The sequence below is a fragment of the Kutzneria sp. NPDC052558 genome, from assembly GCF_044547355.1.
Classification (GTDB): Bacteria; Actinomycetota; Actinomycetes; order Mycobacteriales; family Pseudonocardiaceae; genus Kutzneria.
The window spans coordinates 18,037-44,249 of sequence record NZ_JBIUAG010000001.1 but is presented as its reverse complement, the minus strand read 5'-3'; the positions used below and the strand labels follow the sequence as shown (position 1 = coordinate 44,249).

Below are 26,213 nucleotides of genomic sequence, written 5' to 3'. Positions count from 1 at the left end.
TCACAGCTTCGCGGCCAGCGGGGCCATGCCCAGCCGGACGGCGATCGCCTTGGCCTCGGCCGCCCGCGTCGCCGCCTCAGCCTCGTCGCCCCGTTCCCGGAGCGCGAGGGAGAGCTGGTAGCGGGATTCCGCCTCCCGCGGGGTGAGGCCGGCTTCGGCGTTGACGGCGACCGCGGCCCGCAGGTGTTCGACGGCGTCGTCGACGCGACCGCAGACCAAGGCGGTGAGACCGAGGCTGTACCGAACGGACCCGTGGGTCAGCACCACCCGGGACCCCGCGGTGGCGTGCAGATCGGCATGCGGCAGCAGCTCCCGGTAGACGGCCTCGGCCGTCTCGACGTCGCCGAGGGCGCTGCTGATCCGAGCGTACTGATCGAGCATCAGCAACCGGTACCAGGCGGGCTTGGGCAGCTCGGCCAGCGGCGGCAGCCCCCGGTAGATCTCCCGGGCCCGCGCCAACTGCCCGGTGTGGGCGTGCAGATAGGCCAGCACGATCCGGGCCATGACCACGGTGCCCAGACCGCGTTCCAACATCTCGATCGACGGCATGGCGAACTCGGTAGTGGTCTCGGACTCGATGTGGAGGCGGGCGATATCCACGTTGGCCATGCCGTACGGGTCGCGGCCGCGTTCGGCCAGCCGGGCCGCATCGACGAGGACGGCGTCGGCCGCGGCGAATTGGCCGCGGCCTTCGAGGACGGCCGCCCGCCCGCGTTTCAGGTGCCAGCGGGCGATGGGCTGGTCGAGCCGGGCGACGACCGGTTCGACCAGGTCCAGCTCCAGTTCGGCCTCCCGCACGCGGCCGAGCTGCATCAGCGCGTCGAACCGCCAACGGTGGCCCCACAGCCCGATCCACTCGCCCACGGTCGGCGCGAGGGCGATCATGCGGTTGCCGTTCGCCAGCCGTTCGACGTTGCCTTCCGGTCCGGAGTTCAGGTGCTGCCGTGCCCACAGCACGTCGACCCACGGTTCGGGCTCGCCCAGGCGTTCGGCCATCGCCAGGGCGGCGTCGGCGGCCCGCCGGGCCGCGTCCTGATCGCCGGCCGAGACGAACACGGTCGCCCGCAGCGCCAGTAGCCGCGCCCGGAGCACGCTGTCCTCCGGCGGCAGCTCGGCCAGGGCCTGCTCGCACCATGGCACGACGGTGTCCAGCCACATCACTTCGGAGTGGTCCAGCCGCACGAGTGTGGCCCGCGCGAGGCCTTCCGCATCGCCGTTGCGCCGCGCCACCCCTGCCGCCTCCTCGACGGTGCGGCGGGCCCGGTCGAGGTCGAAGGCCAGGAACAGCGCGTCGGCCTTGCCGATGAGGAGATCGACGTTCGGACCGTCCACGGCCAGCGCCTGGTCGTAGAGCCGGACGGCGTCCTCGTAGGCCAGCTGCGCCACGGCCTGCTCGGCCGCCTTGGCCGCGACCCGGACCGCCGTCGCGGGATCACCCAGCGGCAGGGCCGCCAGGCGGTGATGGGCGATCTGGACGAGCTGTCCATTACGGGCCTCAAGGTGTTCGGCCGCCCGCAGGTGGATCCGGGCCCGGTCGGCCGGCGGGAGATCCAGCGCCAGACTCTCCCGCACGAGATCATGCGCGAAGCGGAAACCCGGCAGCACCACCGAAGCCGCGACCGCCTCGTCCAACGCGGTCAGAGTGTCCTCAATAGACGCCCCGGACACCGCCGCCAACGACACCGGATCGATGTCCACCGCGAGCGCCGACGCCGTCATCAGCATCGCCCGACATGAGGACGTCAACGCGCTCAGGTGCTGCCGGATCGCGTCGCGAGCGCCTGTGGGCACATCGTCCATATCGGTCCGCAGCCGGCCGATTTCCCTGACGAACAAGGGGTTCCCACCGGTCCGCCGGGCCACCGCCGCCGCTTCCTCGGGCTCACACGGCCGCCCCAGCTCCGCGCTGAGCTGCTGCGCCACCTCCTCCGTGGACAGTCCCGACAATTCCAGCCTGGCGGCCCCGGCCAGGCGCGTGACCTCGACCAGCATGTCCTCCCCGCGCGGGGCCTGCCGCAGCTCGTACGGACGAAACGCCCCCACCAGCAACAACGGCGCCCCGACCACACCACGGGCCAGATGCCCGAACAGCAGCAGCGACGCCGGATCCGCCCAGTGCAGATCGTCGATCACGATCACCAGCCCGCCGGCGGCCATCCGCGTGACGAACTCCGTCACCTGGTCGAACAGCACGAACCGCTCCTCGGCCGTGGCCGGCAACTCGGCCGACCGACCGCCGAGCCGGCGGATCTCCGGCACGATGCGAGCGATCTTGTCGGCGTCGTCCCCCAGCAGCGAAGCCGCTTCCGTCGGCTCCGTCTCCGCCAACCACTGCCGAAACACCTGCCGCCACGGCCAATACGCCGGCGCGCCTTCCTCCGCCACGCCCTGACCGCGCAGGACCCGCACGCCCCGGCCGAACTCGTCCAGCAACGTGCTCTTCCCGATGCCGGCGGCCCCCTCCAGCAACACGACCATCGGCCGGCCGGACATCGCCTTGGCCCGCCACTCCGCCAGCTGCGCCAACTCCGGCCGCCGGCCGACCAACACCGGCGCGGTCGGTTCGGCCACCGGCTGCTCCAGCTCGTCGCGCAGGATCGCCAGCTCCAGCCGCCGCAGCTCGCCGCTGGGATCGATGCCCAGCTCCTCGGCCAGATACGCCCTCGTGCGGCGGAAGACGTCCAGCGCCTGCCCGGCCCGACCGCCCCGGTACAGCGCCAGCATCAGCTGCCCGACCAGCCGTTCCCTCGTCGGATGGGCGTCGACCAGACCCAGCAGCTCCTCGACCACGTCCCGGTGGTGACCCAGCCGGATCAGCACGTCGATCCGGTCCTCGACCGCCACCAACCGGGTCTCCTCGACGCCGGCCGCCAACAGGTCCCGGGTCCGGTCCTCGGCCACGTCCGCCATCACCGGTCCCCGCCACAAACCCAGCGCCTCGTCAAGAAGCTGAAGCCTTGTCGGGTCGTCGGCCTTGCGGGCCCGCGCCACCAGGGCCAGAAACCGGTGCACGTCGACCGCCATCGGATCGCACCGCAGGACATAGCCGCTGCCCTGCGCCTCCAGGTCTATGTCGCGAAGCCTAGATCGCAGGTCGGAGACCGCCACCCGCACCGCGTGCGAGGCCGACCGCGGCGGATCGTCCGGCCAGACCAGGGCGATCAGCCGCTCGATCGGCACCGTCCGGTTGGCCTCCCAGGCCAGCACGCCCAGCACCAGCCGCCGCTGCCGTGGTCCGAGCGCCACGAGCTCGTCGCCAACCTGGGCCTCGACCGCGCCCAGCACCCGGATCTGCACCTGGCATGTCTATCACTGTCAGCGAGGATTGATCGCCTCCACCGACCGGCCCGAGGCGCGCGGGCCGAGCACCGCCCTACCCCCGGTTTTTCCCCACATGTGGCAAACAAGGCGCCACCGGCCCCATCCGCAGCAGCTATCTCCGCGACCCCGACGGAAACCTCATCGAGCTCAGCAACGGCACATGCGACAGCTATTGGCCGCCGAGGAGGCGGGTGGCCTGTTGGGCCGCCCGCACCACCAGCGGGGCCCACTCGGCGCTGTGCGGGGTGGAGATCCGCTGCGTCGGACCGCTGATCCCCAGCGCCCCGACCAGCACCTTCGCCGGCCCGAAGACCGGGGCCGACACCGAGGCCGCCCCCGGGTCGCGCTCCTCGAACGTCACCGCGTAGCCCTGCTGCCGGGTCTGGGCCAGCAGCGCCCGCAGCAGGGCCGAGTCGGTCACGGTGGTCGTGGTGAACCGCTCAAGGGGCCGGTCCAGCACATCGTCCACTATGGACTCGTCCCAGGCCAGCAGCACCCGGCTGGCCGAGCCGGCGTGCAGCGGCATCAGCTTGCCGACATACATCTCGCGACGGATGGCCTGGTACGTCTCGGCCATCGCCACGCACACCCGCACGTCCCCCTCCCGGCGATAAAGACACGATGTCTCCCCGGTGGCGTCGCGCAGCCACTCCAGCGCCGGCCGCACCACCTCGCTGACGTCCATGCCCGCCCCGGCCGGCGAGGCCCAGTAGCCGAACCGCAGGCCGATCCGGTACCGGTCGCCGTGCCGGTCCAGGAACTGCTCGGCCACCATGTTCGCGACCAGCCGCTGGCAGGTGCTGGCCGGCAGCCCGGTGGCCTTGCGGATCTCCAGGAACGTCAGCTCCGGCCGGTCCGGCGCGAACACCTCGATGATCTGCCGGATCTTGCCCAGCACCAGCAGCGGCCGAATCCCCCTCGGCAACGCGCGCGGGCCGTCCTCCTCGCCCGCCGACCCTGGATCCTCGCCGAGATCGACATCGTCCTGGTCGTCGAAATCCCTGGTCACGCCGCGATGATAGCGATCGCTCCTCGGCCTATCCGGTCGGCTGGTCGTGGGTCGAGCAGTGGATGCCGCCCCCGCCCTCGGCGATGTGGTCGATCCGGACCGGCACGATGTCCCGCCCGGGCAGGTGGTCCCGCAGGATCTGCCCGGCCCGGTCGTCGGCCTGGGCGTCGCCGAACTTCGGCAGGAACACCGCGCCGTTGCCGATGTAGAAGTTCGCGTACGAGATGACGCTCTTGGCGCCGCGGACGGTGACCTCGTACGGATCCGGCTGCGGCAGGTCGACAACCTGCAACGGCTTGCCGGCGGCGTCGGTCGCGCCGGCGAGCACGGTCCGGGCCTGGTCGGCCGCCCGGGACCAGACGTCCGGCGGCGAACCGGCGGCGGCCTGGTCCAGCAGCACGACCCCCGGGCCCACGAACCGCGCCAGGCAGTCGACGTGCGCGTCGGTGATGTCCTTGTTCCGCACGCCGGCGAACCAGATCACCTTCGTCACGCCGAGCACCCGCTTGAGCTCGGCCTCGATCTGGTCGCGGCTCAGCCCCGGATTGCGGTTCTTGTTGACCAGCGAGCTCTCGGTGACCAGCAGCGTGCCCTGGCCGTCGGTCTCCAGCGCGCCACCCTCGGCGACCAACGAGGTCTCGACCCTGCTCAGGCCGTACCGGGCCAGAACCGCCCGCGCCACACCGGCATCGTTGGCGTGCTGCTGTTTCGAACCCCAGCCGTTGAAGTTGAAGTCGACACCCGCGATCTTGCCGCCGTCCGCCACGAACACCGGCGCGGTGTCGCGGGCCCACAGGTCGTCGACGGGGATCGGCACCACCTCGACCCCGCTGCCGCAGGCCCGGCTCGCGCCGTCCACGTCCTCGGGACGGGCCAGCAGCACCACCGATTCGTAGTCCGCGACCGCGCGGGCCAGACCGGCGATGTCCTGACGGATCACGCCGACGTCCCGGCCCCAGATCGTCGCCGTCGGCCAGGACATGAGCGTGCGCGCATGGCGGTCCCATTCGGCCCCGATCCGCGGGCTGCTGGTCACCGCCAGCGGGGTCGGCGGCGCCAGGTCGTCCGGGCGGGCGCACGCGCCGGCGCCGAGGGTCGCCGCGCCGAGCCCCGCGATGGTTCGCAACGCGTGCCGGCGGCTCTGGAGGAAGTCGAACATGCCCCCATCATGAGCCTGACTGAAATTTCAGTCAACTCGTCCGACGCGCTAGGCTGACCAGTCAGTCAGGAAGAATCGCGAGGTGGGGATGTCCGAACGGCAGAAGTCGATCCTCGACGCCGCGGTGCGGGTGATCGCCCGGACCGGGGTCCGGGGGCTGCGGGTCGAGCAACTGGCGGCCGAGGCCGGCATCTCGACCGCGCTGATCTACTACCACTTCGGCGACCGCGCCGGGCTGCTGCGCCGGACCCTGGAGCACATCAACGACCGGGCCGCCGACTACACCCAGTCCACCGGGGTCGAGCTCGATCTCCTTCTGCTGCAAGAACTTCAGGACACCGAGGCCGTCCGCGTGAACAGCACGGCCTGGGGTGAGCTGCGCGCCACCGCCGTCTTCAACGAGGAACTCCGCGAGCCCCTGGCCGACTCAACCCGCGTCTGGGTCGCCGAGATCGCCGACGCCATCCGCCGCGCCCACCCCGACGCCCCCGCCACCGACGTCGCCGAGCGCCTCACCGCCTTGGTCGAGGGCCTCAGCGAACGCTGGCTGAGCGGCTCCATCACCCTGGACCGCGCCCGCGACCTGCTGCGCGGCGCCATCGCCCTGGAGCTTCCCGACCGCTGACCCCTCGCCGCGTCGGGACTGCCGCTGGATGGTCGACGGCGGGACTGTAGGAGGAGTTGGCGATGACAGTGTGGGAGCTGGCCCGGTAGTGCGTCAACCTTTGGTTGACAATGTCGTTTGAGTCAACCTACGGTTGACGCATGGGCACGTATCCGCTGCGCACCCTCGACCCCGACGACGAGGACTTCAGCGACCTGGAACCCCTGCGGGACATCGTCGGCGACGCCCGCGTGGTGGCCATCGGCGAGAGCGCCCACAAGGTCCACGAGTTCTTCCAGCTCAGACATCGGCTGACCCGGTTCCTGGTGCGGGAGCTGGGTTTCTCGGCCGTGGCGCTGGAGTCCGGCTTTCCCGAGGGACTGGCCGTGGACGACTGGGTGCGGGGCGGCCCCGGCGACCTCGGCACGCTGCTGCGCGACGGCGTCACCTACCGGTTCGGCCAGTGCGACGAGGCACGCGGGCAACTGGAGTGGATGCGGTCACTGAACGGCCGAGTTCACTTCTACGGCATGGACGTGCCCGGGTCGAGCGCCACCCCCGAGCCGGCGATCGAGGCGTGCATGCCGCTGCTGGATTGGGTCGATGCCGGCTACGCCAAGGTGGTGCGCGAACAGTTGTTGCCGCTGTTCGACTACCTGCCGCCCGACCGGTCCACCCTGCTCTGGGTCGTCCCGGCGCTGCACGCGTACATGGCGCTCGACATCGCCCGCCGGCGTGAGATCACCGCCCGGATCGCGGCGCTGTCCGACCGACTGTCAGCCATGCGGATCGTCTACGGCGCTGACGATCAGGTCGACAAAGCAATCCGCTGCGCCGCCACCGCCCGGCACACCGACGGCTTCCTCAACGCCATGGCCGACGGGAGCACCCGCACCTACCCGGGCGCGAACATCCGCGACGCCGCCATGGCCGAGAACATGGACTGGATCCTCGACCGCGAGCAGCGCGTGATCGTCGGCGCGCACAACGGCCACATCCAGCGCGAACCGCTGTGGGCCCCGCCGGTCATCAACGACAAGCTGACCACGCTCGGCGAGCACCTCGCCGCCAAGCTCGGCCCCGACCTGGTGGTCATCGGCAGCGCGTTCGGCGGCGGCGCGCTGCCCACGCACCGGCTCCTGCCCGACGGCCCGCCCGGCAACGCCGAGCCGTACACCATCGAGGTCGCCCGGCCCGAGCCGGAGACCATCGACGCCGTGCTGTCCACCGCCGGCTTTCCGCTGCACCTCACCGACCTCCGCAAGGCCGCGCCCACAACCGCCGCCAAAATGATGAATGGTGCTCAGTCCCAGCCCATCGACGCGGTCACCTCGTTCGACGCCATGGTGTACATCGAAACGGTCACGCCCTGGCACGCTTTCGCCTCCGCTTGACGGCGTTTCCGGCATCATGGCCGCCAGTCGGGCCGGCCGGGCCGCCCGACACCGAGCGGAAGGCGAGACCATGGCGAACGCCGACGACAGGCGCCGACAAGCCCAGAAGGCGATGAAGTCGGCCCGGGGCGGCGCCGGCAACGACCGGCGCTGGATCATCATCGGCATCGTCGCGGTGGTGCTGCTGGCCGGCGGCGTGATCGGCGGCGTCATCTACCAGCAGCAGAGCATCGCTCAGGCCAACGCCCAGGCCCAGCAGGCGCCGATCCCGGCGGCCCACGCGTCGGCCACCTATCCGACCGCCGTGGACAAGACCGCCGCGACCGTCACCGTCGGCAAGGACGACGCCAAGACCACCATCGACGCCTACGAGGACTTCCTCTGCCCGGTCTGCGGGCAGTTCGAGAAGGTCTACTTCCCGCAGTTGGACAAGCACCTCGCCGCCGGCGATCTCAAGATCCGCTACCACCTGCTCAACCTGCTGGACAACAGCTCCAAGCCGGCCGGCTACTCCATGATCTCCGCCAACACCGCGCTGGCCGTGGCCACCGCCGCGCCCGACAAGTTCATGGACTTCCACCTCAGCCTGTACCAGAAGCAGCCCACCGAGGGCAAGGCCGGCTGGACCCAGGACCAGCTCACCGACCTGGCCCACCGCCTCGGCGCCACCGGCGCCCAGTTCGACGACCTGGTGCGGAACAAGACGTACAACCAGCAGATCCAGCAGAACCTGACCACCGCCGAACAGGACCAGAACCTGTGGCAGGCCGGCCAGGACGGCTCCAAGACCTTCGGCACGCCCACGATCGCCTTCAACGGCAAGGCCGTGAGCGTCGCCGACCCGAACTGGATCGACAAGGTCATCGCCGGCACCAGCTGAGCATCCCTCGGATGCTAGGTGGCGTCGTGGAAGACCAGCCCGAGGGTGTGTCGCCGGCCGGAGCGGACGGGTGAGACACCGTGGCGCACGGGCGAAGCGGACCACCCGCGAGCGCCCTGGACCGGGCGGTCGCGGGTGGTGAAGACCAGGCCGTGCCCCTGGGGAACGAGGGTGGCGGCGCCGCGTGACTGGGCCCGGGGCCGTTGCTCGACGAGCAGGAACTCGCCGCCGGTGTGGTCGACGCCGGGCTCGTTCAGGTTGATCACGACCTGGAGCGGGAACACCTTGTCCCCGTAGAGATCCCGGTGCAGCGCGTTCCAGCCGCCGGTCTCGTAGCGCAGCAGGATCGGCGTCGGGCGGGTCTGGCCGGCGTCGTGGCAGACGCGCAGCCACTCGTCGAGGCTGTCGGGCCACTCGCACGGCCGGCCGAGCCGGGTGTGCCAGTCGCGGGCGATGGGCAGCAACCGCGGGTACAGCGCCTGCCGCAGTTCGCGCACGGCGTCCGGGAACGGCTCGGCGAAGTAGCGGTAGTCGCCGTGATCGCCGAACCGGTGCCGCCGAAGGTTCACCGTGGCCCGGAAGCGCTCGGTCCGGTCCCACAGGGCGACGATCCTGGCGCACTCGGCCGGCGTGAGCAGCTGCGGCAGCAGCGCGCAGCCGAGGTCGTCGAGCTCGGTGGCCACCGCGGACCAGTCGGCCCCGGCGACCCGCTTGAGGTACTTGGTCACGGCACCAGCCTGCCCCGCCGGCCACCGCCGAGGCTGGCGGGAATCGGCCGCCGCGTTCACCTACAAGTGACCGCATCGGCGCCCAAGCGCCTCGACCTCACCGACGGCGCCGTCAAGCGCCTCGGCGGCAGCGTCGGCGAAGGCCGCCCAGGACGCACGCGGGGCGGCCTTCGCGGCGTTGGGCAACGTGAGTGGCCCAGGTGGCCGCCCGGTAAGGTCGGCGGATGCGTGGTGGACCGGTGTTCGTGCGTGACCGTCAGGCGTGGCAACACGTGGAAGCCTTCGTCGTGTGCGCGGTCGTGACGATCCTGATCACCCGGACCTTCCTGAGCGCCACCGGATTTCCGAAGATCGGCAGCGGCGGCCTGCACATCGCGCACATGCTGTGGGGCGGCCTGTTGCTGCTGGTCGCGCAGCTGCTGACGTTGTCCTATCTGGGACCGTTCACCAAGCCCCTGGCGGCGGTGCTCGGGGGTGTGGGCTTCGGGCTGTTCATCGACGAGGTGGGCAAGTTCGTCACGGCCGACAACAACTACTTCTACCGGCCGGCCGTGGCGATCATGTACGTCGTGTTCGTGGTGATCGTGCTGGCCGGCCGGCTGTTGCACGACCGGCGGTCGAGGGGCCCGGCCGAGCAGCTGGCCAACGCCGCGGCGATCGCCGCCGAGGGGGCGGCGGTGGGGCTGTCCAAGTCCCGCAGGGCGGTGGCCAACCGGCTGCTGGTGCTGGCGGCCAAGGGGGGCGCGGACGAGGGCCTGACCTCGGCACTGTCCACAGTGGTCGCCGCCTGCCCCGACCGCCGCACCGGTCCGCCGGTGTTCCACACCCTGCGGCACCGGCTGATGGCGCTGCTGCCGCAGAACTGGATCCTGGTGTGGCTGACCAACATCCTGCTGATCGGCCAAGCGGCGACGGCGGTCGTCGACTCGCTGCTGGCCATCCCCGACCAGCCATCCGGCCCGGGCATGTTCTCCGGCATCGGACAGCTGACCGGCGGCATCGTGGCCGGCCTGATCGCGGTGGCGGCGCTGATCGTGCAGTGGTCGGGTGACCGGGCCCTCGTGCTTCAGCTGACCCGGTACTCGGCGCTGGTGACGGTGCTGTTCACCCAGATCTTCGACCTGGCCCGGCAGGAGTTCGCCGGCCTGGCCGGGGTCGCGGTCGGCCTGTTCGCACTGGCCGTGGTGGCGTTGCACGAGCGGCGCTCGAACCGGCCGCTGATGGCCAAGGCCTGAGCCGGCCGGCTCCGCGCAAGGGGAATCTGCGTGCTGGCCCGGTTGAGGTCATCGCCCTCACGCGTTGACCAGCCCGCCGGCTAGTCGATCCGGGCCGGGCCGAGTGGCCGCCAGGCAAGGGCGGCGACCACGACCATCACCGCCCCGGCGAGCCAGAACGGCGTGGTCAACTCGGTTTCCTGCGCGACGAGGCCGCCCCGCCCAGATCGAACAGCAGGCGGGCGCTGCCGACCCGGCCGCGCAGCTCGTCCGGGACCTCCTGCTGGTAGATCGTCGAGGCGATCGAGCCCCACACCATCGTGTGCACGCCGAACAGGATCAGCACCAGGGCCGCGACCCACGCGCTGGTCGTGGCGGGCGAGGAAGTCGAGACCCTCCGCGGCCTGGTCGCCGCCGGCCTCGGGGTGGCCCTGCTGCCGCCGCCGCACGCGGTTCAGTCCACAGTGGACGATATGGTCCCCGCGAGGCACCTGGAGGTTGCCGATGTCGACGCGGCCCGGGACATCGGCCTGGCGTGGCTGGGCGACCGAACACTGCCGAGTTCGTCCCGTTCGTTCCATGAGCACGTGCTCACCGCCGGACCGGCCCTGATCCCGCCGGGCCTACCGCCTGTGGTCTCAGCTTCGCCGGACGCACATGCTTTCCGACCGTAGTGGATGAGCACGATTCCCGCAGAACTTAATCTAAGATCCTCATAAACCGGGGCCGACACCTTGCCCTGCTGGTCTAGACCTCGCATACTCCTGGGTGCCGCCACAGAGTCCGATCATGAGGGAGCATCGCAAACCAGGACCCGAGAGGTGACCATGACCGTGACGCCAACCCTGCGGCGCTCACACCGAATCCGCACCCGAGCGTGCCTCGCCGCCCTGTTCGCCACCACGCTGGTCGGCACGGCGGCCGCCCTGCCCGCCACCGCCGCCGTCGCGGCGCCGTCGGCCGGCTTCACCGACGATTTCGACGGCCCGGCCGGATCCGGGGTGGACACCGGAAAGTGGCAGTTCGAGACCGGCGACAACGTCAACAACCACGAACGCGAGTGGTACACGTCCGGCACCGACAACGCCACGCTGGACGGCCAGGGCAACCTGGTCATCACCGCCAAAAAGGAAAATCCCGGCAACTACCAGTGCTGGTACGGGCCCTGCGAGTACACCTCGGCCCGACTGTCCACCGCGAGCACGTTCACCCAGGCCTACGGGCATTTCGAGGCCCGCATGAAGATCCCCCGGGGCCAGGGCATGTGGCCGGCGTTCTGGCTGCTGGGCGACAACATCGGCAGCGCCGGCTGGCCGCAGTGCGGCGAGATCGACATCATGGAGAATATCGGCAGCGAGCCGAACACCGCGCACGGCACCATCCACGGCCCCGGCTACTCCGGCTCGGCCGGCATCGGCGCCGCCTACAACGGCCCTGTCCTGGCCGACGACTTCCACACCTACGCGGTGGACTGGTCGCCGAACCAGATCCAGTGGTCGGTGGACGGGAACGTGTACGAGACCCGCACGCCGGCTGACCTCAACGGCAACCAGTGGGTGTTCGACCACCCCTTCTACATCATCCTCAACCTCGCCGTGGGCGGCTACTGGCCCGGCGACCCGGACGGCAGCACGTCCTTCCCGCAGCAGCTCGTCGTCGACTACGTGCACGTGACGACCGGCTGACTTCGTTCTGCCGCAACCGTTCCCCACTCCCCACGGAGAGCCATGCCCTGCACTCGCACCACTTCCCTGCTCACCGGCGCGCTCGCGGTCGCGCTGGTCGGCCTCGCGACACCGGCCCACGCCGCCGTGCCGGCGCACTTCGCCGCGCCCTATCTCGAACTCAGCGACTCCAGCGCCGGCCTGATGAACGAGGACATGCAGGCCAGCGGCGACAAGTTCTACACGCTGGCCTTCCTCATCCCGCAGAACGGCTGCACCGCCCAGTGGGAGGCCGGTGGCACGCCGGTCGGCTCCTACACCTCGCAGATCAACGACCTCAAGTCCCAGGGCGGTGACGTGATCATCTCCTTCGGCGGGGCCGAGGGCGGCGAGCTGGCCCAGACCTGCACCTCGGTCCAGGACCTGACCGCGGCCTACGCCAACGTGGTCAACACCTACGGCATCACGCGGCTGGACTTCGACATCGAAGGCGGTGTGTTGGGCGACTCGGCCGCCAACGAGCGCCGCAACCAGGCGCTGGCGGCGCTGCAACAGCAGAATCCGGCCGTGCAGGTGGACTACACGCTGGCGGTGGCCCCGGATGGCTTGCCCGGTCAGGAGATGGGCGTGCTCCAGGACGCGAAGTCCAAGGGGGTCGACGTGACCGCAGTCAACATCATGGCCATGGACTTCGGCGACGGGGAGAACGCCCTCAACGACGCCCTGTCGGCCTCGAAGGCGGCCGACGGCCAGCTGGCCGCCCTGTACGGCATCTCGAACGAGCAGGCCTACGGCAAGCTCGGCATCACCCCGATCGCCGGCAAGAACGACGACAACGAGACGTTCAGCCAGGACGACGCCCAGCAGCTGGAGCAGTTCGCCGCCGCGAACGGCGTGCAGCTGCTGGCCTTCTGGGAGGTCGCCAGCTACGACAAGGCGACCGGCTACGCCTACTCGAAGATCTTCAACCAGATCGGCGGTGCCGCGTGAGGCTGCGAGCCCTGACCCTGACCGCGGTGACGGCCGGCGCGCTGGCGGTGACCGCCGTGCCCGCGCAGGCGGTCACCGCCGGCGAATTCGCGCCGTACAACGACATGTCCAACTCGGCGTCCCTGTTGGACACCGCCATCACCCAGCACGGCGTCACGTCGTTCACCGCCGCGTTCGTGATCGGCAGCGGCTGCGACGAGATCTGGGGCGACACGCTGCCGGTGGGCAACGACCCCAACACCGACGCGGCGATCAGCAAGGCGAAATCCGAGGGTGCCTCGGTGATCGTCTCCTCCGGCGGCGCCGCCGGCGAGCCGCTGGCCTGGACCTGCACCGACCAAGGGAAGATCGAGGATGGCTACCAGAAGATCATCGACTCGTACGGCGTGACCTCGCTCGACTTCGACATCGAGGGCGCGGCCGTGGCCGACCAGGCCGCGGCCGCGCGGCAGATGACCGCGATGAAGGACCTGAAGGCGCGCAACTCCACCCTGACCTTCTCGGTCACGCTGGCGGTGCTGCCCACCGGCCTGACCCAGGACGGTGTCAACGTGGTGACCGCGGCCAAGAACGCCGGCGTCAAGATCGACAACGTCAACATCATGGCCATGGACTACTACAACGGGACCCAGGACATGGGCCAGGCCGCCATCCAGGCGGCGCAGGCCACCCTGGGCCAGATCAAGGCGGTCGACGGCGGCTACACCTACGCCGACGTCGGCATCACGCCCATGATCGGCACCAACGACGACAACTCCACCTTCACCCTCGCCGACGCTGCGACGGTGAAGAACTGGGCCGCCAGCAACGGAATCGGGCGGCTGGCGTTCTGGTCGATCAACCGCGACCAGTCCTGCTCGGCCTTCGCCCCGCACGCGTCGCCGACGTGCAGCGGCGTGAGCCAGGGCCAGCTGGCGTTCGCCGACGCGTTCGCCTGATCAGCCCCGAATGTCGGCCAGCACGCGGAAATCAAGTGCCGCCGTGGGCTGGCCGACTCGGCGGTGCCGTGCCGCTTGAGCGGCAGGGCCGCCACCTCGGCCGCGTTGATCTCGGCGACCTTGTCCGCCGGCAGCGCCGTGGCCAGGATCGGGTGAGGTGATCGAGGGCGGCCTTCGACGCGCCGTGGAAGCCGCCCTTCGGCGCTGGGCGGTCGCGCTGCTGACGTTCACGACGCTGCCGCCGGCGACCGCCAGGTGCTTGACCGCCGCGCCGATCAGGTAGGACGGCCCGAAGACCCCGACCGAGAACAGCTCGGTCAGCGCCTCGGGGGTGGCATCGGCGACGGGGATGTGCCGGAACAGGCCGGCGTTGTTGATCAGCGGGTCCAGCCGGCCGTGCGTGTCGACAACCTGCTCGACCAGGCGTTGGGCCTGGGCCCGGTCGGCCACGCGGTGGCCGTTCGGCGGCGAGCGCGGCCAGCGGCTCCTCGCGGCGACCGGCGACGATCACCTGCCAGCCGCTGTCGGCCAGTCGCCGGGCCGTGGCGCGGCCGATCCCGGTCCCGCCGCCCGTGACCAGGGGCGACGTCGCTTGTTGTCATGTCAACACCCGGCGCCCGCGCCCTGATGGCGGTGAGCATGGGCGCCTCTGTGCTCCAGAACGTCACGGAGGCCGGCTCGGAGCCGACGCCCACGCACATCCTGCTCGAATCTCTCGACGGCGTCGTAAGGGCTGAACTATCGGCGGAGTAGGGGTGTCACCAATGGATCGAGAAGTCACGACCTTGGATTCACTGAAGCGCTTGACCTCGACCTGGCCTGCATAGGAGGCTAATACAGCTGTGACACCGGGGGGTGTTCACCGCCAGACCGGTGAATTGGGGGAATGCCAGCACGAGGGCCGTACCGTGGCCCGCGAAGAACTACTCACAGTATCCCCACCGAACTTCGTTCGCGGCGGTCGCGCGCCGCGAACCCGTGACTTCAAGCGGCTACTCCCCTATGCCGCGTGCGATCCGGCGGACTCCCCCGCCGCCGGAGCGGGCCCCGCCGCCCTCTACCCCAAGGGTGGCGGGGCCCGTCCCTTTCTGTGAGCCGGGCTCGGACCCTCCAGCGGGGCTCGCCGTACCAGCGGGCCAGCGCCGGTTCCAGCTCGACCACGTCGCCGGCATCGGCTCGGCGTCAGTCCCTTGCGCCGCGGCCACCACTGGGCCGACGAACCTGGTGGCCAGCGTGCTGGTGGCCGACCAGCGGGCGTCTACCGCTACTGACAACGCGGATCGCCGCGCTGCCGGCCATCACGCACATCGAGTCGGCCCCGGTGATCCGGACCCTCAAGCGGGCCGCGAACACCCCGGTGTCATAGGCACGGCGGCGTGTAGCCGTCGACCTTCAGACCGCGGAAGTCCAGCGTGTTGGCCGTCTTGCCGACGAACACCAGGCCACGGGCCTCGGTCAGCGCGGACGCCAGCGAGTACGCCGGCTGGCCCAGTTCCGGCAGCCACGTCCACTGGCTCGGGGCGAAGCTGAAGAACCGTCGCACGATCTTGCCGCCGGTGGCGGGCACCTTCGTCAGCCACTTGTCGCCGCCGCTCCAGTGCGACGCCGGCCGCAGCTGCACGTACAGGTCATCGGTGGCGCTGTAGGTCAGCCAGAAACCGCCGGACCCGCTCAGATCCGCTTGCGCCTCGAACTGGTTTCCCAGCCACAGCACGACCACATGCCACTCGGCGTTCAGGAACGCCACCTTGGCCGCGTACCCGTGGCCCTCGGGCACCAGCAGGCTGCCCGTCGCCGGCACGGTGGTGCCCTCGCCCGAGGCCAGCCACTGCTGGTACCGGTCGATCGACGGTGTCGTGCACTCGCAACTCACACCGGCCACCGCCGCCGGGGCCTCAGCTGCCGTGCCGACAAGGGACAACGCGACCGTGAAGGCCGCCGCTAACACCCGACCACCGCTCATGGGCCCGCAAGCTAGCAGAACCAGGGTGCCGGCAGTGATCTTCGCGGCCAGGGTTTGCCCGTCCGCACACTCACCCGATGTGGGGAATCAGGTTTGGGCCCGTCCCCGTCACCGGGTCGGGTCACCTCCGTCGGCTCGGCTGGCCGCGCCCTGACGTGCGCGGATACGGTCCGGAGGCCGCGATTCCGACTGGTCTGTGAGGTGTTCATGCCGGCCAAGGTCGACGTCGCCCTGGTGGTGGGCACCCGCCCGGAGGCGGTGAAGATGGCGCCGGTGGCGCGGGCGCTCGACGAGAGCGGCTGGGCCCACCCGATCCTGATCGCCACCGGGCAGCACGGGGACGTGGTGCGCGAGGTCTTCGACCTGTTCGACCTGAAGATCAGCCACGAGCTGGAGATCGCCCGCGACGAGCACTCGGTGGCGGAGCTGAGCGCCCGCCTGCTGGTGGAGATCGACGCCGTGCTGGGCCGTCATCCGGTCGGTCTGGTGCTGGTGCAGGGCGACACCGCGACGACGCTGGCCGGCGGCCTGGCCGGGTTCTTCCGCCGCATCCCGGTGGCCCATCTGGAGGCCGGCATGCGGACCCACGACCTGGACGCGCCGTTCCCCGAGGAGGGCAACCGCCGGCTGGTGGGCCAGGTCAGCTCCCTGCACCTGGCCCCGACCTCCCGTGCCCGGGACAACCTCCTGCACGAGGGCGTGCCGGCGGAACGCGTTGTGCTGACGGGAAACACGGTGGTGGACGCGCTGCTGTCGGCTCGGCGGGACCCGCTCGACGAGGTGCTGTTGGACGATCGTCCGGTGGTGGTCGTGACGGCGCACCGGCGGGAGTCCTGGGGCGAACCGCTGCGGCGCATCGGGCGTGCGGTGGCGCGGCTGGCCCGTCGGCGCCCGGAGGCGTTGTTCGTGGTGGCCGCGCACATGAATCCCTTGGTACGAGCGGAAATCGAGACGGCGGTGGCGGGCTGCGCCAACGTCCATGTCGCCGGACCGATGGCGTACGGGCAGTTCCTGGGCCTGCTGGCCCGGGCCCGGCTGGTGCTGACCGACTCGGGCGGGATCCAGGAGGAGGCCCCGACCTTCGGCGTGCCGGTGCTGGTGACCCGGGAGTCGACCGAGCGCACGGAAAGCGTGGACGCCGGGCGGGCCCGGCTGGTCGGCACCGACGAGGACACGATCGTCAGCGCGGCTGACGAATTGCTGACCGACCCGGCCGCCCGGTCGGCGATGAACGGCGGGCCGAACCCGTACGGCGACGGCCTGGCCGGGCGGCGGGTGGTGGAGGCCTGCGCCTGGCTGTTGGGACGCGGCGGGCGGCCGGCCGAGTTCCGCGCCGGGGAGTAGCGATGCTCGCCGTCATCCAGACGACCGCGCTGGTCATGAGCCTGGTCTTCCTGCTGTACGTCGTCGTGATCACCGTGCCGTACCTGCGGCAACGCCGGCGTCCCCACGGCGACGCCGCCGACTTCCGCTGGCACCTGTTCGTGCCGTGCCGGGACGAGGACGCCGTGATCGGCACGACCCTGGTCTACCTGCGCCGGCACTTTCCCCATGCGCACATCTGGGTCATCGACGACGCCAGCGAGGACAACACCGCGACGGAGGTCAGCCGGCACGCCGGGGACGACGGCCGAGTCCACCTGGTGTCCCGCTACCGGCCGGAGGCCCGCAAGGGCAAGGGCGAGGCGCTGAACTCGGCGTACGACGCCCTGGACGAGTGGCTGCCGCCGGGAACCGACCGCCATCGGGTGATCGTCGGCGTCGTCGACGCCGACGGCCGACCGTCACAGTCCTGTTTGGACATCTGCGCCTCACCGCATCTGTTCGGGGACAACCGGGTCGGCGCGGTGCAGGTGACCGTGCGCATGATCAACCGCGACCACCGGCGGCCGTTCCCCCGGCGCGGCCGGCTGGCCAACCTCGCCGGCCGGATGCTGGTCCGCATGCAGGACATCGAGTTCCGGGCGGCGATCGCCGCCATCCAGCTGACCCGCCACCACACCCGGACCGCCGCCCTCGGCGGCAACGGCCAGTTCACCCGACTGTCCGCTTTGGACACCGTCCGCGATCACCATGGCCGGCCATGGCATTGCGCGCTGTTGGAGGACTACGAGCTCAGCCTGCACCTGCTGACCACCGGCCACCGCATCGAGTACGCCCCCGAGGCGATCATCGACCAGGAGGGCCTGCCCCGGCTCGACCGGCTGCTGGCCCAGCGGACCCGGTGGGGTCAGGGCACCATGCAGTGCGGCCGCTACCTCCCGCGGATCTGGACCTGCGGCCACCTGCCCCGCCGGGGCGTCCTGGAGGTCAGCTACTACCTGGTCCTGCCGTGGCTGTACCTGCTCGGCACGTTCGTCTACCCGATCCCGTTCATCGCCAGCCTCTACTACGGCGGCACGCTGCCGTCGATCCTGTTGGTGCTGCTGGGTTTGGTCCCGCTGGCCAGCTGGGGCCCGCTCTATGCCCGCTGCGAGCCGGGCATCCCCCTGTGGCGCGCGCTCGGCTACGGCGTCCTGTACGCCCTGTACGTCCTGCTCTTCTACGTCAGCTCCTGGCGTGCCTTCATCCGCATCGTCCGTGGCCGCGACACCTGGCTCAAGACCAGGCGCAACGCCGAGCCCGCCGAAGGCGCCACCGCGCTGGAGCGGTGAGCCCCGGGACCACGCCCGGCTTTCACCTCCGCCCCCCTGGCCACCCGCGTCCGGCCGAGACGTTCGCCGCCCCCTCCGCCCAATCGTTTGTATCCAAACAACCTCGTTCACGCCTTGACACACCCCTGGTCAGCGGTGTTTATTTGGCCTCAAACGACCTGGAGGTGACATGGCCCGCGAGCCCGAAGCAGTCATCGACGGGGTGGCCGTCGACACCCGGCACTGGATCGGCGGCGAGCGGGTCGACTCCGCCGAGACCTTCGCCGACCTGTCCCCCGTCGACGGCCGGGTGCTGGCCGAGATCGCGCGGGGCACCGCTCGGGAGGCGGCAGCGGCGGTGGCCGCCGCGAAGGCGGCCTTCCCGGCCTGGGCGGCGACCCCGACGGCCGAGCGGGCCCGGCTCCTGCACGCCATCGCCGACGGCGTGGAGAAACGCCTCGAAGAGCTGGCCCAGGTCGAGACCCTCGACAACGGGGCCCTGCTGCGCTCGCACCGAAGAGGCGTGATGCCCCGGGTGGCGCACAACTTCCGGTTCTTCGCCGACTGGCTGCTCGGCCTCGGCCACGAGGACTTCGAGACCCGCGGCCACCGCAACCACGTCAGCTGGGACCCAGCCGGCCCGAGCGTGCTGATCACGCCCTGGAACGCGCCGCTGATGCTGGCCACCTGGAAGATCGCCCCCGCCCTCGCCGCCGGCGACACCGTGGTGCTCAAGCCGGCCGAATGGTCCCCGCTGACCGCTTCCCTGCTGGCCGACATCGCCGCCGAGGCCGGCCTGCCGGCGGGCGTGTTCAACGTCGTGCAGGGCTACGGCGCGGAGATCGGCGACGCCCTGACCTCGAACCCGGACGTGCGGCGGATCAGCTTCACCGGCTCGGTCCCCACCGCCAAGCGCATCGCCGCCTCGGCCGCCGCCAACCTCACCCCGCTCAGCCTCGAACTGGGCGGCAAGTCGCCGCTGCTGGTGTTCGCCGACGCCGATCTGGACCTGGCGGTTCAGTTGGCCGTCGAGCAGTACGACAACGCCGGCCAGGTCTGCCTGGCCGCCACCCGGCTGCTGGTCGAGGAATCGGTCGCCGAGGAGTTCACCCGCCGCTTCGTCGAGCGGGCCGCCGCGCTGAACCAAGGCGACCCTCGTGACGAGGCGACCGACATCGGGCCCAACATCCACGCCAAGCAGCTGGACAAGATCGACGGCTTCGTGCGGCGGGCCGTCGACACCGGCGCGCGGGCGGTGATCGGCGGCCACCGCAAGGACGGCCTGTACTACGCGCCGACGCTGCTCACCGACGTCGCCCAGGACTCGGAGATCGTGCAGGAGGAGGTCTTCGGCCCGGTGCTGACGCTACAGACCTTCACCAGCGAGGACGAGGCCGTCACGCTGGCCAACGACACCCGCTTCGGGCTGGCCGCGACCCTGGTCACCGGCGATCCGGACCGGGCCGAGCGCGTGAGCGCGCAGCTGGTGGCCGGCACGGTCTGGGTCAACTGCTTCTTCGTCCGCGACCTCAAGGCCCCGTTCGGCGGCTCCCGCGAGTCCGGGGTCGGCCGCGAGGGCGGCGACTGGAGCTTCGACTTCTACTGCGACGTCAAGAACACCGTCACCGCCCCGAAGGGATGGCACAGCCATGGGTGAGATCGTCGGGGCCGGCCTGCTGGCCCACGTGCCGACCATCGTGCTGCCCGAGGCCGACCGGCGGGAACTCAACGAGGGCAAGGAGATCACCCTCGTCACCGGCCTGCGCGAGCTGCGACGGGACGTCTTCGACCGGGACGACTACGACACCGTGGTGGTGCTGGACTCGCACTGGGCCACCACCGTGGAGTTCGTCGTCACCGCCCAGTCGCGGCGGGCCGGGCTGTTCACCTCCGAGGAGCTGCCGCGGGGCATGTGCCGGATGCCGTACGACTTCCCCGGCGACCCCGAGCTGGCCCGCAACGTGGAGAGGTTCGCCGACAAGCACGGCACCTGGATCACCGCGATCGACGACGACCACCTGCCGATCTACTACGCCACCATCAACCTCTGGACGTACCTGGGACGGCCGGACAAGCGGTGGGTCAGCATCGGCGTCTGCCAGACCGGCGACATGGAGGACCACCTGCGCCTGGGCCGCGCCCTCGCCGACGGCATCGCGGCCACGCCCGGCCGGCGGGTGCTGCTGATCGCCTCCGGCGCCCTCTCGCACACGTTCTGGCCGCTGCGCCAGCTGCGTGATCACGAGGCCAGCGACCCGATCCACATCCGCACGCCCGAGGCCCGCGCCGCCGACGAGGAGCGCATCGCGTGGTTCAAGCAGGGCCGGCACGACCGGGTCTTGGACACCATGGACGAGTTCTGGAAGTTCAAGCCCGAAGCCAAGTTCTTCCACTACCTGATGCTGGCCGGGGCCCTGGGCGAGCGGGCCTGCGCGGCGCCGGCCCGGCAGTACGGGGAGTACGAGAACTCGGTCGGCACCGGCCAGGCCCACCTCTGGTTCGACCGTCCCGCCCACGGGTGGGCCGATCTCGTTGGAGCGTGAGCACATGCGCGGCTACTTCCATCCCAAGACCGCGACCGGCGCGTCCTCGCTGATCCCGGCCCCGCCGTGGCGCTACTCCGGCGACCTGCTGACCGTCGAATACCGCACGGATCCGGCCCGGGTCCGCGAGCTGCTGCCGGAGCCGCTGGAACTGGCCGACGAGGATCCCGGCGCGGTGGCGCTGATCTGGGCCGACTGGCAGTCCTGCGGCAGCACCGGCGAAGAGCTGCTGGATCCCGTGCGCGCCCAGTACAAGGAGGCGTTCGCGGTCGTACGCTGCAAGTACCGGGACCGCACCTACACGCGCTGCGTCTACATCTGGGTGGACAAGGACTTCGCCATCGCCCGCGGCCTGCACCAGGGCTACCCGAAGAAGTTCGGATCCATCCACCAGACCCGCCCGCATCCTTACGGCCCGGCCCCCCGGATCGAGGCCGGGGCCCGCTTCGGCGCCACTCTCGCGGCCGCCGACCGGCGGCTGGCCCAGGCCGTGGTGACCTTGCGGGAACCCTCTGACACCAACGGTTTCGTCAACGCCCACCCGATGGCCCACCACCGCTGGCTGCCGTCGATCGAGAAGGACGGCGGCCTCGCGCTGGACGAGCTGATCGAGTCCGGGGCGGCGTCGTTCGATGGCGGGCAGCCGTGGGTCGGCGAGGCTTCGCTGGAGCTGTTCGAGTCGCCGACGGAAGAGTTGGCACGGTTGGAGATCCGGGAGCCGATCGCCGCGTACTACCGGCAGGTCGGCGTGGTGTGGGACGGCGGCCGGCTGCTGGAGCGCGACACCTCGGGGGTGCGGTGATGCGTGATCACGCGGAGTGGCTGACCAAGGCCAAGGAGCTGGATTTCCTTACGCAGCACCACATCGATGGAGTCGCCGAGGGCGGCAGCCGGTCGTTCCCGGTGGTCTCGCCGCGGGACGGGCAGGTCCTCGCGCAGGTCGCCGACGCCGGCGAGGCCGAGATCGACTTGGCCGTGCGGGCCGCCCGCCGGGCCTTCGACTCCGGCCCGTGGCCGCGCCTGTCCCCCGGCGACCGCGGCCGCGTCCTGCTGCGGATGGCCGAACTCCTTGAGCAGCAACGGGAACAGCTCGCCCTCACGGTCACGTTGGAGATGGGCAAGCCGATCACCGACGCGCACGACATCGAGCTGCGCGCCGCCATCAACACCTTCCGCTGGTACGGGCAGCTGGCCGACAAGCTCACCGACGAGTCCCCGCACACCGCCCCCGACGCGTTGGCGCTGGTCACCCGGGAGCCGGCGGGAGTGGTCGGGGCGGTGGTGCCATGGAACTTCCCGCTCACGCTGGCCAGTTGGAAGATCGCCCCGGCGCTGGCCGCCGGCTGCACCGTCGTGCTGAAGCCGTCGGAGTCCTCGCCGCTGTCCGCCTTGCTGCTGGGCCGGATCGGCGCCGAGGCCGGCTTGCCGCCCGGCGTGCTCAACGTCGTCACCGGGGACGGCCCGACCGCCGGCCGGGCGCTGGGCCTGCACCCGGGCGTGGATGTGGTGGCGTTCACCGGTTCCACCGCCGTCGGCCGGCATTTCCTGCGCTATGCCGCCGATTCCAACCTCAAGCGGGTGTGGCTGGAGCTCGGCGGCAAGTCCCCCAACATCATCCTGCCCGATGCCCCCGACCTCGACCGGGCCGCCGCCACCGCGGCCTGGGGAATCTTCTTCAACCAGGGCGAGATGTGCACGGCCCCGTCCCGGCTGCTCGTGCACGCCGACGTCGCCGAGCAGGTCACCGAGGCCGTCATCCGGCGGGCCCGGGAGCTGCGGGTCGGCGATCCCCTCGACCCGGCAACGGAAATGGGACCCCTGGTCTCGACGGCCCACCGGGACCGGGTCCTCGACCACGTCACTGTCGGGCAGGCCGAGGGCGCTCGGCTGCGCGTCGGCGGCGAGCACCGGGAGAACTTCCTGGAGCCCACCGTCTTCGACCAAGTCGACCCGGGCATGCGGCTGGCCCGCGAGGAGATCTTCGGCCCGGTGCTGTCGGTGCTGACCTTCCGTGAACTGGACGACGCGGTTCAGGTGGCCAACAACACCGAGTACGGCCTGGCCGCCGCCGTGTGGACCGCCGATCTGTCCACCGCGCACAAGGTCTCTCGCGCGCTGCGGGCCGGCACGGTCTGGGTCAACTGCTACGAGGAGGGCGACCTCACCGTCCCGTTCGGCGGCATGAAGCAGTCCGGCAACGGTCGCGACAAGTCGGCGCACGCCCTGGAGAAGTACACCGAGCTCAAGACCACGTGGATCCAGCTTTGAGACCGCTGATCGCCATCCCCGCGCGGTTCTCGGCCTCGGCATCCGCGCTGCGGCACGCGGCCGAGGTCAACGCCCGGGCGCTGGTCGAGGCCGTCTGGCGGGCCGGCGGCGAGCCCACGACCATCCACCCCACGGCCGAGGTCGGCGACCGCCTGGCCCGGTTCGACGGCGTCCTGCTGCCCGGCGGCGGTGATCTCGCCCCGCACCGCTACGGCGCCGTCGACACCCATGCCAGCGTCTACGACGTCGACGACCTCCAGGATTCCTTCGACCTGTCCATCGCCCGAGTGGCCCTGGATTCCGGGCTGCCGCTGCTGGCCGTCTGCCGAGGGCTGCATGTCGTCAATGTCGCGCTCGGCGGCACTCTCCAGCAGGACATGGACCCCGGGCACCGGCACCTCCGGCACGCCGTGACCGTACACTCCGGAACGTTCATCGACGCCGAGAAGATCGACGCCTCCTGCTTCCACCACCAGCGCGTCGACCGCCTGGGCGAAGGACTGTCCGTCGCCGCCACCGCATCGGACGGCACCGTCGAGGCCATCGAACTCCCCGCCGCCCGCGGCTGGTTCGCCGCCGTCCAGTGGCATCCCGAGGACACCGCCGCTACCGATCCGTTGCAACAGAACCTGTTCGACACATTGGTGCGCATGGCTTCCTAGGGCAGGATCGGGCCATGCGCCTGCCCGTGCTGACCATCGGCGTGACGGTCGTGACCGCGGCGACCAACATCGTGCAGCTGACCGTTCCCGGCACGTTCGAACGGTTCGGGCGGACCCCCGCCGGCCTGCACGGCGAGTGGTGGCGGACTGTGACCTCGCTGTTCGTGCAGGACAACGGCGTCGCCGGCATCGTGTCCAACCTGCTGTTCCTGGCGCTCATCGGCGCCATCGCCGAGCAGGTCGCCAGCCGGCCCCGCTGGCTGCTGCACTACTTCGGCGTCGGGCTGGTCAGCGAGTTCGTCGGCTACCTGTGGCAGCCGGTCGGCGGCGGCAGCTCCATCGCCATCTGCGGCCTCACCGGCATCGTCGCCGTCGCCTTGTGGCAGCGCGATGCCCGGCTCCCGCGATGGGCCGCCGGCGCGACCTTCCTGTGGTGTGGAGCCCTGTTCGGCTCGCTGTGGTGGCCGCTGGCCTTCACCGGGGTCGTCGCTGTGTGGATCGTCCGAGATCGCCCCTGGGCCGTCCGGCCCGCCGGGATCGCCGTCGTGTTCACCGCCGTGGTCCTGTCCGCGTTGACCAACATCCACGGCGGCGCCCTGGTGATCGGCGTTCTGCTGGGCCTGCTCACCACGCGGGCCTAAGGCTGCACGACCACCTCCAGCAGCAACGGCTGGGTGCGCTGCGCCAACGTGGGCAGCAACGTGTCGAGTTCGTCGAGCAGCGTGGGCCAGTCGGCGACACGGCGGCTCGGGCAGCCGAGGGAGTGGGCCAGGCCGCTGACGCTGACCTCCTCGAACGCCGGCCACGACGGCTTGCCGCCGTGCTTGTCGGTGAGCTCGTCCATGACCGCGTAGCGACCGTTGGCCATGATGACGAACAGCGCGCCGACGCTGTAGTGGGCGGCGGTCCACAGGGCCTGGATCTGGTAGATCGACGAGCCGTCGCCGACGATCGCGACCACGGGTCGATCCGGGTCGGCCATGCGGAGGCCGATGGCCGCGGGCAGGGCGAAACCAAGTCCGCCCATGGCGGCGCTGATGAAGCCCAGCGACTGCCGGGCCGGCACCAGGGCGTGCAGATCCGGGCGGCTGGACGGGGTTTCCTCGACCAGAACGGCATTCGCGGGCAGCCGCTCGGCGATCGCCGCCAGGACCTGGGTCGCCCGCAGCTGCTCGCCGTCGGCCGGCGGTTCCGGCGCTTCGCGGCCGGCGGGGATGACTGGGCCTTCTGAACGGGGCCGTACAGTTCCGGCCAGCTGGTCGCAGAATGCCCGCAGTGGAGCCACGATCGCCAACCCCACCGGGGCGCGCTGGGCCTCGGCGGGGTCGTCGGTGACCATGGCCAGCCGCGTGCCGTCGTCAACCAGCGGACCCGCTTCGTAACCGCTCTGGCGGAACACCGGAGCCCCGATCGTCACGACCAGGTCGTACGGGGCGAGCACCTCGCGCAGCCGGCTGCGCCCGGGCGGCAGGTGGCCGGCGAACTGGGGGTGGTCCTGAGGGAAGCCCGCGCGGCCGCCGAACGACTCCTGCCACACCGGGCACCGCAGCCGCTGCGCCAACGCGGTGAGGGCCCGCCAGGTCTCCGGCTCGTCCGCCCCGGCCCCGACGACCAGAGCCGGGGCCTCGGCCGCGTCCACCAGCGCCGCCAGCTCCGCGACGGCCTCGGGGTCGACGCCGATCGCCCGGCGAAGCCTTGTCGGCGCGGTGATCGGGAGATCCTCGGCCGGCTGGGCCCAGTCGTCCATCGGCACGATGATCAGCGCCGGCCCTCGTGCCAGCTGCGCCGCGTGGATGGCCCGGCCGATGGCCCCGGGCAGATCCTGGGCCCGTGCCGGCGTCTCCACCCGTACCGGATAGTCGCCGGCCAGGCCCTCCAGATGGCCGGCCAGGAACGGCTCCTGCACCAGATGCCGGCGGTCCTGCTGGCCGACCAGCACCACCAGCGGGGCACGGTTCACCCGGGCCGTGGCCAGCGCGCCGACGGCGTTGCCCAGGCCGGCGGTGGTGTGCAGCAGGACCAGGGCCGGCTCGCGGCGGGCGATGGCCCAGCCGGTGGCCGCGCCGACCACCGAGCCCTCGTGCAGGGCCAGCACGAAGCGCAGGTCGTCGGGCAGGTCGGCGAGCAGCGGGATCTCGGTCGAGCCCGGGTTGGCGAACATCGTGGTCAGGCCGTGTTGGCGTAGGACGTCGAACGCGGCATCTCGCACGGTGCGCATGGGCGGGCCCTCCTGTGGCGACTCG

General features: G+C 71.1%; 24 protein-coding genes and 1 pseudogene. 16 read left to right on the top strand and 9 right to left on the bottom strand.

The window, feature by feature from the left end; genetic code table 11:
• From ACIG5F_RS00200 to ACIG5F_RS00190, 3 genes are all read right to left on the bottom strand, one after another.
• Positions 1-3,297, bottom strand: a complete 3,297-nt coding sequence (locus ACIG5F_RS00200) for a BTAD domain-containing putative transcriptional regulator (protein WP_396514993.1) — start codon at positions 3,295-3,297, stop codon at positions 1-3.
• Between the two features lie 193 nt (positions 3,298-3,490).
• Positions 3,491-4,330 carry an IclR family transcriptional regulator gene (locus ACIG5F_RS00195; protein ID WP_396514991.1) on the bottom strand — a complete coding sequence of 280 codons (840 nt, stop codon included), beginning with the start codon at positions 4,328-4,330 and terminating at the stop codon, positions 3,491-3,493.
• 28 nt (positions 4,331-4,358) lie between these two features.
• Positions 4,359-5,489 carry an agmatine deiminase family protein gene (locus ACIG5F_RS00190; protein WP_396514989.1) on the bottom strand — a complete coding sequence of 377 codons (1,131 nt, stop codon included), beginning with the start codon at positions 5,487-5,489 and terminating at the stop codon, positions 4,359-4,361.
• A gap of 88 nt (positions 5,490-5,577) precedes the next feature.
• Here ACIG5F_RS00190 and ACIG5F_RS00185 point away from each other — a divergent pair, with 88 nt between their 5' ends.
• From ACIG5F_RS00185 to ACIG5F_RS00175, 3 genes are all read left to right on the top strand, one after another.
• Complete coding sequence (locus ACIG5F_RS00185; protein ID WP_396514987.1) at positions 5,578-6,114, top strand: TetR/AcrR family transcriptional regulator; 537 nt, start codon at positions 5,578-5,580, stop codon at positions 6,112-6,114.
• A 140-nt stretch (positions 6,115-6,254) separates the two neighbouring features.
• Positions 6,255-7,487, top strand: coding sequence for an erythromycin esterase family protein (locus ACIG5F_RS00180; protein WP_396514985.1), 1,233 nt, complete (start codon positions 6,255-6,257; stop codon positions 7,485-7,487).
• A 70-nt stretch (positions 7,488-7,557) separates the two neighbouring features.
• A complete protein-coding gene (locus ACIG5F_RS00175) occupies positions 7,558-8,367 on the top strand; it encodes a DsbA family protein (protein ID WP_396514983.1) in 810 nt (269 codons plus the stop codon).
• Positions 8,368-8,381: 14 nt separating this feature from the next.
• Here ACIG5F_RS00175 and ACIG5F_RS00170 read toward each other — a convergent pair whose 3' ends face one another.
• Positions 8,382-9,095, bottom strand: a complete 714-nt coding sequence (locus tag ACIG5F_RS00170) for a 2OG-Fe(II) oxygenase (protein WP_396514981.1) — start codon at positions 9,093-9,095, stop codon at positions 8,382-8,384.
• A 224-nt stretch (positions 9,096-9,319) separates the two neighbouring features.
• Between ACIG5F_RS00170 and ACIG5F_RS00165 the strand changes: the two genes are divergently transcribed.
• Positions 9,320-10,330: a hypothetical protein gene (locus tag ACIG5F_RS00165; RefSeq protein ID WP_396514979.1), complete on the top strand. Its 1,011-nt coding sequence runs from the start codon at positions 9,320-9,322 to the stop codon at positions 10,328-10,330.
• A gap of 166 nt (positions 10,331-10,496) precedes the next feature.
• Here ACIG5F_RS00165 and ACIG5F_RS00160 read toward each other — a convergent pair whose 3' ends face one another.
• Positions 10,497-10,655 (bottom strand): hypothetical protein, encoded by a 159-nt coding sequence (locus ACIG5F_RS00160; RefSeq protein WP_396514977.1) that lies wholly within the window; start codon positions 10,653-10,655, stop codon positions 10,497-10,499.
• Positions 10,656-10,680: 25 nt separating this feature from the next.
• On the opposite strand from ACIG5F_RS00160, the gene ACIG5F_RS00155 reads away from it, so the two are divergent.
• The 4 genes from ACIG5F_RS00155 (at position 10,681) to ACIG5F_RS00140 (ending at position 13,901) form a co-directional block, all read left to right on the top strand.
• Positions 10,681-10,983, top strand: coding sequence for a LysR substrate-binding domain-containing protein (locus ACIG5F_RS00155; protein WP_396514976.1), 303 nt, complete (start codon positions 10,681-10,683; stop codon positions 10,981-10,983).
• Between the two features lie 153 nt (positions 10,984-11,136).
• Positions 11,137-11,994, top strand: coding sequence for a family 16 glycosylhydrolase (locus ACIG5F_RS00150; RefSeq protein ID WP_396514974.1), 858 nt, complete (start codon positions 11,137-11,139; stop codon positions 11,992-11,994).
• 42 nt (positions 11,995-12,036) lie between these two features.
• Positions 12,037-12,963, top strand: a complete 927-nt coding sequence (locus ACIG5F_RS00145) for a glycosyl hydrolase family 18 protein (RefSeq protein WP_396514972.1) — start codon at positions 12,037-12,039, stop codon at positions 12,961-12,963.
• A complete protein-coding gene (locus ACIG5F_RS00140) occupies positions 12,960-13,901 on the top strand; it encodes a chitinase (RefSeq protein ID WP_396514970.1) in 942 nt (313 codons plus the stop codon). Before ACIG5F_RS00145 ends, ACIG5F_RS00140 begins: the two co-directional genes overlap by 4 nt.
• Here the strand turns inward: ACIG5F_RS00140 and ACIG5F_RS00135 are convergent, their stop codons facing one another.
• From ACIG5F_RS00135 to ACIG5F_RS00125, 3 genes and pseudogenes are all read right to left on the bottom strand, one after another.
• Entirely contained in the window at positions 13,902-14,351 is a 450-nt protein-coding gene (locus ACIG5F_RS00135) for an SDR family NAD(P)-dependent oxidoreductase (RefSeq protein ID WP_396514968.1), read from the bottom strand.
• A gap of 22 nt (positions 14,352-14,373) precedes the next feature.
• Positions 14,374-14,481, bottom strand: a pseudogene (locus ACIG5F_RS00130) (SDR family NAD(P)-dependent oxidoreductase); the annotation flags it as partial.
• A 780-nt stretch (positions 14,482-15,261) separates the two neighbouring features.
• A complete protein-coding gene (locus ACIG5F_RS00125) occupies positions 15,262-15,864 on the bottom strand; it encodes a hypothetical protein (RefSeq protein ID WP_396514966.1) in 603 nt (200 codons plus the stop codon).
• Positions 15,865-16,071: 207 nt separating this feature from the next.
• On the opposite strand from ACIG5F_RS00125, the gene wecB reads away from it, so the two are divergent.
• From wecB to ACIG5F_RS00085, 8 genes are all read left to right on the top strand, one after another.
• Positions 16,072-17,208: a non-hydrolyzing UDP-N-acetylglucosamine 2-epimerase gene (gene wecB / locus ACIG5F_RS00120; protein ID WP_396514964.1), complete on the top strand. Its 1,137-nt coding sequence runs from the start codon at positions 16,072-16,074 to the stop codon at positions 17,206-17,208.
• A gap of 2 nt (positions 17,209-17,210) precedes the next feature.
• Positions 17,211-18,518 (top strand): glycosyltransferase family 2 protein, encoded by a 1,308-nt coding sequence (locus ACIG5F_RS00115; protein ID WP_396514963.1) that lies wholly within the window; start codon positions 17,211-17,213, stop codon positions 18,516-18,518.
• A gap of 169 nt (positions 18,519-18,687) precedes the next feature.
• Positions 18,688-20,154, top strand: a complete 1,467-nt coding sequence (locus tag ACIG5F_RS00110) for an aldehyde dehydrogenase (protein WP_396514961.1) — start codon at positions 18,688-18,690, stop codon at positions 20,152-20,154.
• Complete coding sequence (locus tag ACIG5F_RS00105; protein WP_396514959.1) at positions 20,147-21,040, top strand: 3,4-dihydroxyphenylacetate 2,3-dioxygenase; 894 nt, start codon at positions 20,147-20,149, stop codon at positions 21,038-21,040. Before ACIG5F_RS00110 ends, ACIG5F_RS00105 begins: the two co-directional genes overlap by 8 nt.
• A 4-nt stretch (positions 21,041-21,044) precedes the next feature.
• Positions 21,045-21,842, top strand: coding sequence for an acetoacetate decarboxylase family protein (locus ACIG5F_RS00100; protein WP_396514958.1), 798 nt, complete (start codon positions 21,045-21,047; stop codon positions 21,840-21,842).
• The gene (locus ACIG5F_RS00095) at positions 21,842-23,308 is read left to right on the top strand and encodes an aldehyde dehydrogenase (protein ID WP_396514956.1); all 1,467 of its coding nucleotides are present in this window, start codon (positions 21,842-21,844) and stop codon (positions 23,306-23,308) included. Before ACIG5F_RS00100 ends, ACIG5F_RS00095 begins: the two co-directional genes overlap by 1 nt.
• A complete protein-coding gene (locus ACIG5F_RS00090; protein WP_396514954.1) occupies positions 23,305-23,970 on the top strand; it encodes a gamma-glutamyl-gamma-aminobutyrate hydrolase family protein in 666 nt (221 codons plus the stop codon). Before ACIG5F_RS00095 ends, ACIG5F_RS00090 begins: the two co-directional genes overlap by 4 nt.
• Before the next feature lie 14 nt (positions 23,971-23,984).
• Complete coding sequence (locus tag ACIG5F_RS00085) at positions 23,985-24,611, top strand: rhomboid family intramembrane serine protease (protein ID WP_396514952.1); 627 nt, start codon at positions 23,985-23,987, stop codon at positions 24,609-24,611.
• Here the strand turns inward: ACIG5F_RS00085 and ACIG5F_RS00080 are convergent.
• Positions 24,608-26,188 (bottom strand): thiamine pyrophosphate-binding protein, encoded by a 1,581-nt coding sequence (locus ACIG5F_RS00080; RefSeq protein WP_396514950.1) that lies wholly within the window; start codon positions 26,186-26,188, stop codon positions 24,608-24,610. The genes ACIG5F_RS00085 and ACIG5F_RS00080 overlap by 4 nt on opposite strands.
• Positions 26,189-26,213: the final 25 nt, after the last annotated feature.